Genomic DNA, 12201 nt, shown 5'->3' with positions numbered 1-12201 from the left:
ATTAAATTATTTATATTGCTTCACATAATATAACTAAATCCCTAAAATGAAGACAATTTTCAAGATTATGATGCTGTTTAGTTTTGCATTTACTTTTGCACAAACTACAGTGAAAGGAAAAGTTACAGACAATAATGGTATCCCCCTTCCTGGAGCTAATATTATTGTTGTAGGAACGACCTCAGGAACAATTACAGATTTCGACGGAAACTTCACGTTACTAGTCAATCAAGAACCCCCTTTTACCATTCAGGTAAGTAGTGTTGGCTTTAACACTGTCACAAAAGAAGTAACCACTAACCCTCAAACTATAGATATTACAATGGTGGAAGGTACTTCCTTAGATGAAGTTGTTATTTCGGCTTCGAGAACACCAGAGCGTATTTTTGAATCTCCTGTAACGATAGAACGATTCGGACTTAAAGAAATAAAGAATACGGCTTCAGCCGATTTTTATGGTGGTCTAGAAAACCTAAAAGGTGTGGATGTTAACACCAATAGTTTAACGTTTAAATCCATTAACACGAGAGGATTTGCCACATTCGCCAATACCCGATTTATGCAACTCGTGGATGGTATGGATAACTCTACTCCTGCCTTAAACTTTCCAATTGGAAATCTTGTTGGTATGACTGAAACAGATGTATTAAGTGTTGAGCTTCTTCCTGGTGCTTCTTCAGCACTTTATGGAGCAAATGCCTTTAATGGTATTTTATTTATGAGAAGTAAAAACCCTTTTGATCATCAGGGAATCAGTGGCTACATTAAAAGAGGAATTACCTCTCAAGAGGCGGCTGGTGATAATGAATATACCGATTTAGGAATACGTTTAGCACATAAGTTTAGTGATAAATTTGCCGCTAAAGTGAATTTTGGATATTTAAAAGGAACTGATTGGGCAGCAACTAGTGAAGTTGATAGTGATATAATTGGTGGTTCAAGAACTACTAACCTAAATTATAACGGTATCAATGTTTATGGTGATGAAGTGTCTACAGATATAAATAGCGTAGCTGTTACCCTAGAGGGTTTAGGGATTTTACCCGGTGGAGCAAATGCCTTAGTCCCTTCTGTTAACGTAAGTAGAACAGGTTACAACGAACGTGATTTAACGAATTATAATGCTGAAAGCATTAAAGCCGATTGGGGCCTATACTACCGACCAATTGAAGGGAATAATTTAGAATTATCTTATGTTGGTAAGGTAGGTACTGGATCAACAATATATCAAGGCACAAACAGATATAACATTAATGGTTTCTTCCAACAGCAACATAAGCTAGAAGTTAGAAATGATAATTTCTTCTTAAGAGGTTATGTAGTTGCTGATAAAGCAGGAGATTCCTATGACATGGTATTTACTGGTATTAACATTAACAGAGCATGGAAAGACGACAATACGTGGTTTGGTGAGTATGTTGGTGGGTATGTTACAGCAACACTTAATGGTGCTACGAACGAAGAAGCTCATGCCACTGGACGAGCAATAGCAGAAACTGGTCGTTTTGAACCAGGAACTGCTGAATTTAAAGAAGCCTTCAATAGAAGTATTGAAAATCCTGATTTATCATCAGGTTCCAAATTTCAAGATGCTTCAAAATATTATCATGCCGATGCTAATTATAACTTTAGCCATCTTGTAGATTTTGCAGATATCCAAGTTGGTGGTTCTTTTAGACAATACAGCTTAAATTCAGGTGGAACTATTTATACGGATAATGATGGTCCTATTAACTACTCAGAATTTGGTATTTATACTCAAATTCAAAAAGAATTAGAGCTTAATGAAATGATGGATTTAAAATTAACAGGGTCGCTCCGTTATGACAAATCAGAATTTTTTGATGGGTTCTTCTCGCCAAGACTATCTGCCGGACTTACAGTCAATGATAATCATAATATTAGAGCCTCAGTACAAACTGGGTTTAGAAATCCTACAACACAAGATTTATTTATTGGTCTAGATGCAGGTAGAGCTATTTTAGTTGGTTCTGCGCCAGACAACTTAGACAGATGGACCAGAACCTTTGAAGTTAGTGGTGGTGGACAAGCACTGGGGCAACCGGGTGTCATTACCCAAACAGGTGCCGCAGCATATAACAACTCTTATACTCTAAATTCTGTTAATGCATTAAGTGCAACAGGAAACCCTGCAGTTTTAGAAATAGCAAATCCTGAATTAATTAAACCCGAGCAAGTAACATCGGTGGAAGTTGGATATCGTGGTAAATTTAGTAGGGTAATTGTAGATTTTAGTGCCTATTATAATAATTACAAAGATTTTATTTCTCAAGAAGTGGTAATTGCTCCTTATTATGGAACCGTAGGTGACGGATCCTTATCAGTTGCAGCCATATCAAATGGTGACTTCCAGGCATATAGCGGTTATACAAACTCTTCTGCAGATGTAAATTCTTACGGTGCTTCTATTGGACTATCAACTAAGGTATTCAAAGATTTTGATTTAGGAGGTAGTTATACATTTACTAAGCAAGATTTTGATCAAGAGGCAAATCCTGATTTCATGACCAACTTCAACACTCCAGAACATAAATTTAAGGCGTCATTTGGTAATACTGATTTATTTAAAAACTTCGGTTTTAATGTTGCCTATCGATTTAGTGATGATTATTTCTGGGAAGCTACATTTGGAAACGGTGTGGTTCCAGAATTTCATGTTCTTGATGCACAAATTAACCTGAGAGTTCCAAGTTTAAAGTCGTCATTCAAAGCTGGTGCGACCAACTTAACTGGTAAAGAATATTTTACAGCTTTTGGAACAGGATTCATAGGGTCTATGTACTATGTGTCTTGGACAATCAATAACCTATAAAAAAACAATAATGAAAACTATAAAATATATTTTACTTTCAGCTGTACTTATTGGTTTCACAGCTTGCAACGATGAAGAAGATTTCGATATGACTGCACCAGAAGTTGTTCTTCCAGAACTAACTGCTGGCTCTGCCGATTTTTCAAATTATGTAGCCGTTGGAGCTTCTTTTACAGCAGGATTTTCAGACAACGCATTATTCATTGCTACGCAAGAGAATTCGTTTCCTAATTTATTGGCTAAACAATTTGCCAAAGTAGGAGGTGGAGATTTCACACAACCATTAATGAATGATAATATTGGAGGTTTCTTGTTTGGAGGGAGTCCAATGCAAGATGGTAGTTTTGGACCTAGACTATATTTTTATAACGATCCTGACCCAAGCGATGATTTTGATTCTGGACCATATCCACTAGGTGTGGTGCCTGATGAGTTGGATTTCACACCAGAGTTGCCTACCACAGAAGCACTTAATAACCTAGGAGGAATCTTTAATAATATTGGTGTTCCAGGAGCAAAAAGTTTTCATGGACCTCTAAATGGTTACGGAGCTTTTAATCCTTACTTTGGTCGTATGGCGAGTTCCCCTACAGCATCTATGTTAGAAGATGCATTGGCTCAAAATCCCACATTTTTTACACTTTCCGAAATTGGTGGTGGTAATGATGTTTTAGCCTACGCTGTATCAGGTGGTACAGGTGTAGACCGAACAGGTAATACAAATCCATCGACTTATAATAGTAATGATATAACAGATCCAAATGTTTTTGCCCAATCATTTAGTACTATGGTGGCTGCTTTGACACAAAATGGAGCTAAAGGCGTAGTAACCACTGTGCCAGATATTACAAGTTTATCTCACTTTACAACGGTACCTCACAATCCATTAGATCCAAATGATCCAGATAATGGACCAGACCTTGTAGCTCAAATACCGACATTAAACCAAATATACGGTGCATTAAACCAAATATTTGCTGTTGCAGATCCTTCTCGTATAATTACATTTTCAACGACGGAAACTAATCCCGTCGTAATTAAAGATGAAGACTTACTAGATCTATCTGGCACGATAGCAGCAGCTTTAGGGCCAGATCCTGCGTTTGCAGCGTTTATTGGACAGTTTGGCTTACCACCTCAAGCGGCTCCGCAGGTTGCTGGATTTTTAGGAGGTGCTTACGGACAAGCAAGACAAGCTACCGAAAATGATTTATTAGTGTTACCAAGTAGTTCTATTATTGGTAAAGTAAACGAAGATGTTGCAACAGCATTAGCTGCATTATTACCACCTGAAGTGGCAGGTCAATTTGCAGTTGAAGGCATAACATTACCTTTAGAAGACAAATGGGTATTGACACCACAAGAGCAAACACTAATCGCAACAGCAACAGCTTCTTATAACGGGACAATTTTAGCTATAACAGATGCCAATCCTAATGTAGCTTTGGTCGATTTAAGAGCTGTGCTAGAACAAGCTTCTATATCTGGTTATGCTTATGATGATTATATAATGACTACAGATCTAGTTTTTGGAGGATTAGTAAGCTTAGACGGAATTCATTTAACGTCCAGAGGTTATGGATTAATGGCTAGAGAGTTTTTAGTTGCAATTGATGAAGCCTTTGGGTCAAATTTTATTGCTTCGGGATCAACTCCTAATGCTGGTAATTTGCCGACTAACTTCTCGTCTTCTTTGCAATAAAAGAAATTAAAATATACTTTAAAAACACCTTCTTTTCGAAAGCTCGAATGAAGGTGTTTTTTTATGCGCAAAAAAGCAATAAAATTTGCATTAGTTTTAAATTAAAAAATATATCTTTGCAGCGCGAAAAACGAATGTTTTTTCAATAGAAATATCTAAACATTAAACACATAAGTAATGTCAAAAGTTACAGGTAAAGTTGCACAAATAGTAGGTCCAGTTATCGATGTTGCATTCGAAACAGGTGCTGAACTTCCAAAAATCTATGATTCATTAGAAATTAAAAAAGCTGATGGTTCTATTCTAGTCCTTGAAGTACAATCTCACATTGGTGAAGATACGGTACGTACAATCGCGATGGATTCATCGGATGGTTTGAGTAGAGGTACAGAAGTAACTGCAACGGGTGCTCCTATACAAATGCCTGTTGGTGAAGATATCTACGGACGTCTTTTCAACGTTATTGGAGATGCCATTGATGGTATTGGAGATTTACCAAAAGCTGGTGATAGCGGTTTACCTATTCACAGACAAGCACCAAAATTTGAAGATTTGTCAACGTCTACAGAAGTTTTATTTACTGGTATTAAAGTCATCGATTTGATTGAGCCTTATGCAAAAGGTGGTAAAATTGGATTATTTGGTGGTGCTGGTGTTGGTAAAACAGTATTGATCCAAGAGTTGATTAACAACATTGCAAAAGGACACGGTGGACTTTCAGTATTTGCTGGTGTAGGTGAACGTACTCGTGAGGGTAACGATTTACTTCGTGAAATGTTAGAATCAGGTATTATCAAATATGGTGATGACTTTATGCATTCTATGGAAGACGGTGGATGGGATTTATCTAAAGTGGATAAAGCTGCCATGAAAGATTCTAAAGCAACTTTCGTTTTCGGACAAATGAATGAGCCTCCTGGAGCACGTGCACGTGTGGCACTTTCAGGATTAACCATAGCAGAATATTTTAGAGATGGAGCTGGTGACGGACAAGGAAAAGACGTACTTTTCTTCGTAGATAACATATTCCGTTTTACACAAGCTGGATCTGAGGTATCTGCATTATTAGGTCGTATGCCTTCTGCGGTAGGTTACCAACCTACGTTAGCAACCGAAATGGGTGCGATGCAAGAACGTATTACTTCTACTAAAAAAGGATCTATTACATCTGTACAAGCGGTTTACGTACCCGCAGATGATTTAACCGATCCTGCGCCTGCAACAACCTTTGCTCACTTAGATGCAACAACAGTATTATCTCGTAAGATTGCTGAGCTAGGTATCTATCCTGCGGTAGATCCATTAGATTCTACATCAAGAATTTTAACGGCTGACATCTTAGGTGCAGAACATTATGATTGCGCACAGAGAGTAAAAGAGTTATTACAACGTTATAAAGAATTACAAGATATTATTGCCATCTTAGGTATGGAAGAATTATCTGAAGAAGATAAAATGGCTGTAGGTAGAGCAAGACGTGTACAACGTTTCTTATCTCAACCATTCCACGTAGCTGAGCAATTTACAGGTCTTAAAGGTGTATTAGTTGATATTAAAGAAACTATCAAAGGATTTAACATGATTATGGATGGTGAATTAGATCACTTGCCAGAAGCGGCCTTTAACCTTAAAGGAACTATTGAAGAAGCTGTTGAGGCTGGAGAGAAAATGCTTGCAGAAGCTTAATCTAAAATTATAGAACCATGCATTTAGAAATTGTATCACCAGAAGCTACCTTATTTAGCGGAGAAGTAACTAGCGTTACTGTTCCAGGTGTTATGGGTGAATTTGAAATGTTAAACAATCACGCACCTATCATCTCTTTACTAAAAGAAGGTAACGTTAAAATTAACGGTAACATTTCTCTAGAAGAAGAGGTTGAAGCTTTATTCAACAAAACCGATAAAGGGTTTTGGTTGCCAATTACTTCTGGAACAATTGAAATGAAAGACAATAAAGTCATTGTATTAGCTGACTAAAACAAGACCTTATCTTATATAAAAAAACGCCAAACATTTAGTTTGGCGTTTTTTTATTTTTAATCCTGATTTAAGCACTCTGTTACAGACTACTTAATCCAGCTACAACATTAGTATATACTTCCGATTGGAACCCATTTACAACAGCCATAATTGTTTTAACAAAAAAAGCTACAAAGAGTATTAATAAGAAAAATGTAGTGACATCTAAAGCCCTTAAAAACTGAAATTTTTTGTTTTTCGTTGCCATATTAGTTGAGTGAGTTGGTTAGTATCACCTCTAATGTACTAAATTATTTTAACATACTCTTAACTTTTTAAATATTATTTATTTGATTTTCAATTATTTAGAATTTTCTTACAGCCTCTAACTCCACTTTTAACTCCTGAAACATTGTCATAATACTACTGAGTTTCAACTCTTTTTCATCATATTCCTGTGTATTGATACAACAAGTAAACTCCCAAAGCTCTAAGATGTTTTCTTTAGATACCAAATAAGGTTGATAAGCCTTATTATCTGAACTTAATAATACATTCTCTTCATCTCCTTCTGGTAAATACACACGCTTATACACCAAACCATCATCTTTAGTCAAAACAATATAGGTTCGCCCACTTTTTACATCGCCAATAGCTTCTACAAACTTTGCCACAATAAACGACCCATCTTTTACAGGTAACATCGAATCCCCTTTTATTGGAAATGCACGATGAGTTCCCGTTGGTAAAAAAGGGAGTTTGATTTTTTGTAACTGCTCAATATATTCTGGATCATCATAGCCTTCTAAATAACCCGCAGATGCCTTAGCAGGAATGATTTCAATCAAATCTTCATTATCCTCATTTACCGTTACTGGAAACAATACACGCTTAGTTCCTATTTGTATAAAGGAGGTGTCCTTAGCACGTCTCAAATCATTTTTAACTAAAATATCTATCGGGATATTAAAATAGTTCGACAAATCAATCAAACGTTCAATGGGTGGCTCTGACCGCCCTTCTTCATAGGATCCTACCATAGAACGCGACCAACCCAACTCATCTGCAAATCGTTCTTGTGAAAGTTTCTTGAGCAGACGTAAGTGTCTAATATTAGCTTGTATGTTTTTCATCGTTGTATTTTAATTTTAACAGTACTTACTACAAATGTAAGCAACAATAACTACATATAGTAGTTAATTTTGTTAATCCTGATTATGCACCTTAATTGTCACACATATTATAGCTTACGTTATGGCACAATTGCGCCAAAACAACTACTAGCCATTGCCTCTGCGAATGGTTTGAACACTTTGGCTCTAACCGACATTAACAATACTTCTGCTTGTTTAGATTTTGTACGCATGTCTAAAAACTATAAGATCAAACCTATTCTTGGCGTCGATTTTAGAAATGGCGCAAAGCAACAGTTCATTTTAGTGGCAAAAAACAACCACGGATTTAAAAATATCAATAGCTATTTATCTGAGTTTTTACACAATCATGACTTGCTAATTCCTGAACAACCAGATAGAGAAATTCAAGATTGTTACGTGATTTATCCATATCAAAAAGATAAAACATATGATTTAAAAACAAACGAGTTCTTAGGAATCAAACCAAAAGACCTCAATACACTCAAGTTTTCACGATGGAATCGCTTACAACACAAACTAGTAATTTTAAAAACCGTTTCCTTTCAAAATAAAAAGGGATTTAATACCCATCGCCTATTGCGAGCCATTGATAATAATACCTTATTAAGTAAACTGTCCAAATCTGAAGAAGGTGACATCAATGATATGATGCTACCATATGACCAACTCTGTAACACCTATCAAGAATTCCCAGAACTCATTCAAAATACACAACAGCTATTAGACAATTGTTCTATCGACTTTGATTTCTCGCAACAAACACCTAATAATCAAAAATCATATACCAATAACGAACCCTTAGATTTTCGGCTACTTAAAAAACTCACATATCAAGGTTTACATTACCGTTATAAAAAACCGGGTGTTCGTGTTTTTGAACGTATTGAAAAGGAATTAAAGATTATAGAAGAAAAAAACTTCGTTTCCTATTTTTTAATCAATTGGAAAATTCTAAAATACGCACGTAGCAAAAATTATTTTTATGTTGGTCGTGGTAGTGGCGCTAATAGCATTGTTGCTTATTTGTTGCGAATTACAGATGTCGATCCTGTAGAATTAGACCTGTATTTTGAGCGTTTCATTAATCTATTCCGTCAAAATCCACCAGATTTTGATATTGATTTTTCATGGAGAGATCGTGATGATATTACCGAATTCATCTTTAAGACCTTTAAGCATACCGCACTCATTACCGTTTATAATACCTTTAAATTTAGAGCTTCGGTTAGAGAATTAGGAAAAGTTTTCGGCTTGCCAAAATCTGAAATGGATGTGCTCACCAGAAGAAAATACCAAATCCATCAACTCGACAAACTCTCCCAATTGGTCATTAAATACAGTACTTATATTGAAGGGTTTCCAAACTATTTAGGAATCCACGCAGGAGGTATTTTAATCTCAGAAAAACCCATTCATCACTATGGCGCCACCTTTATGCCGCCAAAAGGATTTGCTACCACACAGTTTGATATGGTCGTTGCAGAAGATATTGGCTTGTATAAGTTTGATGTTTTGAGTCAGCGTGGACTGGGAAAGATTAAAGAAGCTGTTGAAATTGTGCGTTATAATCACCCGAAAAAACCACCTGTTGATATTCATGACATCAAGCGTTTTAAAAAAGATGAACGCATTAAAGACCTGCTTAGAAATGCAAAAGCCATTGGTTGCTTTTATGTAGAATCTCCTGCCATGCGCATGCTTCTTAAAAAATTACAAGTGGATAATTATTTAGGATTGGTTGCAGCAAGTTCGGTTATTCGCCCAGGAGTTTCCCAAAGTGGTATGATGCGTGAATACATCTTGAGATATCGCTTTCCAGAGAAACGCAAAGAGGCACATCCTGTCCTGTTAAAAATCATGCCCGAAACTTATGGTGTGATGGTCTACCAAGAGGATGTGATTAAAGTGGCTCATCATTTTGGTGGACTCGATTTAGGCGAAGCCGATATGTTACGTCGAGGTATGTCTGGGAAATTTCGCTCTCGAGATGAATTTTTAAAAGTTAAACAACGTTTTTTTGATAATTGTAAACATGCTGGGAAATCGGAAGCACTCACCAAAGAAATCTGGAGGCAAATAGAAAGCTTTGCTGGTTATGCTTTTGCTAAAGGTCATTCGGCATCCTATGCGGTAGAAAGTTATCAAAGTTTGTTTTTAAAAGCCTATTTCCCATTAGAGTACATGACTGCTTGCATCAATAATTTTGGTGGATTTTATAGAACCGAACTCTATGTTCATGAAGCCAGAATGCATGGAGGTATCATTGAATCGCCTTGCGTTAACACCAGCTATACACAAGCTATCATTAAAGGAAAAACCATTTTCTTAGGGTTTATGTTCTTACAATCCTTCGAATCGAAACTCATGAAACAGGTGGTTACAGAGCGTGCTAAAAATGGCCGATTTAAAAGTCTGGACGATTTTATTGAACGCGTACCGATTTCCGTAGAACAAATCGCCATTTTAATTAAAATAAATGCCTTTAGATTTACCAACATCAATAAGCGTGAATTGCTTTGGCAGGCACATCTAAAAATAAGTAAAACAGTGCTTGAAGAGCATATCATGACCTTGTTTAAAACAGAACGCATTAGCTATAAAACACCAAAATTATCTAGTACAGATTTAGAAAATGCCTTTGATGAAATTGAATTATTGGGCTTTCCGTTATGTAATCCATTTCATTTGCTAAAAATCCCATCTTCAAACCCTATGCGTGCAAAACAGCTAATCGGTTTTCAGCATAAAACCATCGTTATTGAAGGCTATTTGGTCGCGGTAAAAAACACCAAAACAGCAAACCGAAAAAACATGTTCTTTGGAACCTTTTTAGATTACGATGGTAATTTTATTGATACGGTTCATTTTCCACCTGTGGCTGCCAAATATCCGTTTCGAGGTAATGGAATCTATAGCATTACAGGAAAAGTCATGGTAGAATTTGATTGTATCACCATTGAAGTGTCGCGTATGGAGCGAGCAACGATTATTGAAGACCCTCGTTATGCCATAAACTCTAAAAACACCACATTTCAGAATAAAAAAAGCTTTGAAGATCACAAAGCAACCCACGCATTAGGTAGTACTACCACACATCATATAACAATAAAGTTTAAAGATTAATGAGCTACAACCGTTCTATAGTACACATGGATTTAGATACGTTTTTCGTATCCTGTGAACGCTTACTTGATAGTAAACTTAACGGTAAACCTGTGCTTATTGGTGGCACGAGTGATCGTGGCGTGGTGGCATCCTGCAGTTATGAGGCTCGACAATTTGGTATACATTCTGCGATGCCAATGCGTATGGCCAAACAACTGTGCCCAGAAGCTATTATCCTTAGAGGAAATACAGGTGTTTACACAAAATTTTCACAAGATGTAACAGACGTTATTAAAGACAGTGTCCCTTTATACGAAAAGACTTCTGTTGATGAATTTTATATTGATCTTACAGGAATGGATAAATTTTTTGGCTGTCACAAACTGGCTTCAGAGTTGCGCCAACGTATCATTAAAGAAACAGGATTGCCCATTTCATTTGGATTATCCCTGAATAAAACCGTTTCAAAAATAGCCACAGGAGAAGCCAAACCGAATAATGAAATACGTATTCTTTCAGGAACCGAAAAACCTTTTCTTGCACCACTTTCAGTGAAAAAAATTCCAATGGTTGGTAATGTCACCTACAAAGCTTTATGTGATCTGGGTGTCAAACAAATTAAAACCGTACAGGAAATGCCTATGGAATTAATGCATAAGGTCTTAGGGAAAAACGGCCTTTCTATTTGGCAAAAAGCAAATGGGATCGACAACAGTCCCGTAGTACAATACCACGAACGAAAATCAATTTCTACAGAACGCACCTTTAACAAAGATACAACCGACATCTCTAAACTAAAAGGCATTGTGATTGCTATGGCAGAAAACTTAGCTTATCAATTACGACGTGGTAATAAACTAACCGCTTGCGTGACCTTTAAAATTCGCTATTCCGATTTTCAAACTTATACACAACAACAACGGATTCCTTACAGCTCTATGGACCACAGTATCATTACTGTAGTCTTAGATTTGTTTAAAAAGCTCTATAATCGCCGACTTCTAGTGCGATTAGTTGGCGTAAAATTTAGTCATTTGGTAGAAGGCGGGCATCAAATTCATTTGTTTGAGGACGATGAGAAACTACTACACCTCAGCGAAGCCATAGACAAAATGCGTGAGCGTTATGGAGATAGAGCTGTCATAAACGCGGCAGGCATGGAAGCTAAAACGATTAGTAGATGGAATCCGTTTACAGGAGAACCTCCTCCTCTATTAGCTAATAGACGGCAGTAACTACTCTTCTATATATTCCAATATATCAGCTGGCTGACAATCTAAAGCTTTACAAATAGCTGCCAAAGTAGAAAATCGCATTGCTTTGGCTTTTCCTGTTTTTAAAATGGAAAGGTTTGCTGTGGTAATGCCAACAATTTCTGCAAGTTCATTGCTCTTCATTCCTCGCTTTGTCAACATGACATCTAAATTAATTACTATTGGCATG

The 12201-nt window shown here is 36.6% G+C and carries 9 protein-coding genes; 6 read left to right on the top strand and 3 right to left on the bottom strand.

Annotated features, from left to right (window positions below):
* Positions 1-46: 46 nt before the first annotated feature.
* From BLT57_RS03475 to BLT57_RS03460, 4 genes are all read left to right on the top strand, one after another.
* Complete coding sequence (locus BLT57_RS03475; RefSeq protein WP_091422325.1) at positions 47-2833, top strand: TonB-dependent receptor domain-containing protein; 2787 nt, start codon at positions 47-49, stop codon at positions 2831-2833.
* A 10-nt stretch (positions 2834-2843) separates the two neighbouring features.
* Positions 2844-4535, top strand: coding sequence for a G-D-S-L family lipolytic protein (locus BLT57_RS03470; protein WP_091426644.1), 1692 nt, complete (start codon positions 2844-2846; stop codon positions 4533-4535).
* Between the two features lie 177 nt (positions 4536-4712).
* Positions 4713-6221: a F0F1 ATP synthase subunit beta gene (gene atpD / locus BLT57_RS03465; protein WP_091422322.1), complete on the top strand. Its 1509-nt coding sequence runs from the start codon at positions 4713-4715 to the stop codon at positions 6219-6221.
* 17 nt (positions 6222-6238) lie between these two features.
* Positions 6239-6514, top strand: a complete 276-nt coding sequence (locus tag BLT57_RS03460; protein WP_091422320.1) for a F0F1 ATP synthase subunit epsilon — start codon at positions 6239-6241, stop codon at positions 6512-6514.
* Between the two features lie 82 nt (positions 6515-6596).
* Here BLT57_RS03460 and BLT57_RS14025 read toward each other — a convergent pair whose 3' ends face one another.
* Together BLT57_RS14025 and BLT57_RS03455 are read right to left on the bottom strand one after the other, a co-directional pair.
* A complete protein-coding gene (locus tag BLT57_RS14025) occupies positions 6597-6764 on the bottom strand; it encodes a hypothetical protein (protein WP_157717110.1) in 168 nt (55 codons plus the stop codon).
* 97 nt (positions 6765-6861) lie between these two features.
* Positions 6862-7629 (bottom strand): LexA family transcriptional regulator, encoded by a 768-nt coding sequence (locus BLT57_RS03455; protein WP_091422318.1) that lies wholly within the window; start codon positions 7627-7629, stop codon positions 6862-6864.
* A gap of 84 nt (positions 7630-7713) precedes the next feature.
* Here BLT57_RS03455 and BLT57_RS03450 point away from each other — a divergent pair, with 84 nt between their 5' ends.
* Both BLT57_RS03450 and dinB read left to right on the top strand, forming a co-directional pair.
* Positions 7714-10776, top strand: coding sequence for a DNA polymerase III subunit alpha (locus tag BLT57_RS03450; protein ID WP_091422316.1), 3063 nt, complete (start codon positions 7714-7716; stop codon positions 10774-10776).
* Positions 10776-11993 (top strand): DNA polymerase IV, encoded by a 1218-nt coding sequence (dinB, locus tag BLT57_RS03445; RefSeq protein WP_091422313.1) that lies wholly within the window; start codon positions 10776-10778, stop codon positions 11991-11993. The genes BLT57_RS03450 and dinB overlap by 1 nt, the downstream gene beginning before the upstream one ends.
* On the opposite strand, the gene BLT57_RS03440 is transcribed toward dinB, so the two are convergent.
* Positions 11994-12200, bottom strand: a complete 207-nt coding sequence (locus BLT57_RS03440; protein ID WP_091422312.1) for a helix-turn-helix transcriptional regulator — start codon at positions 12198-12200, stop codon at positions 11994-11996. It lies immediately after the preceding gene.
* Position 12201 lies beyond the last annotated feature (1 nt).

This window comes from Formosa sp. Hel1_31_208 (genome assembly GCF_900104785.1).
Taxonomy (GTDB): Bacteria; Bacteroidota; Bacteroidia; order Flavobacteriales; family Flavobacteriaceae; genus Psychroserpens.
This window is presented reverse-complemented; position numbering and strand designations above follow the sequence as displayed.

What these genes read in the sequence shown, in the direction of transcription:
- BLT57_RS03475 (WP_091422325.1), top strand. Translation starts at nt 47, where the DNA reads ATGAAGACAATTTTCAAGATTATGATGCTGTTTAGTTTTGCATTTACT.
- BLT57_RS03470 (WP_091426644.1), top strand. Translation starts at nt 2,844, where the DNA reads ATGAAAACTATAAAATATATTTTACTTTCAGCTGTACTTATTGGTTTC.
- atpD (WP_091422322.1), top strand. Translation starts at nt 4,713, where the DNA reads ATGTCAAAAGTTACAGGTAAAGTTGCACAAATAGTAGGTCCAGTTATC.
- BLT57_RS03460 (WP_091422320.1), top strand. Translation starts at nt 6,239, where the DNA reads ATGCATTTAGAAATTGTATCACCAGAAGCTACCTTATTTAGCGGAGAA.
- BLT57_RS14025 (WP_157717110.1), bottom strand. Translation starts at nt 6,764, where the DNA reads ATGGCAACGAAAAACAAAAAATTTCAGTTTTTAAGGGCTTTAGATGTC.
- BLT57_RS03455 (WP_091422318.1), bottom strand. Translation starts at nt 7,629, where the DNA reads ATGAAAAACATACAAGCTAATATTAGACACTTACGTCTGCTCAAGAAA.
- BLT57_RS03450 (WP_091422316.1), top strand. Translation starts at nt 7,714, where the DNA reads ATGCACCTTAATTGTCACACATATTATAGCTTACGTTATGGCACAATT.
- dinB (WP_091422313.1), top strand. Translation starts at nt 10,776, where the DNA reads ATGAGCTACAACCGTTCTATAGTACACATGGATTTAGATACGTTTTTC.
- BLT57_RS03440 (WP_091422312.1), bottom strand. Translation starts at nt 12,200, where the DNA reads ATGCCAATAGTAATTAATTTAGATGTCATGTTGACAAAGCGAGGAATG.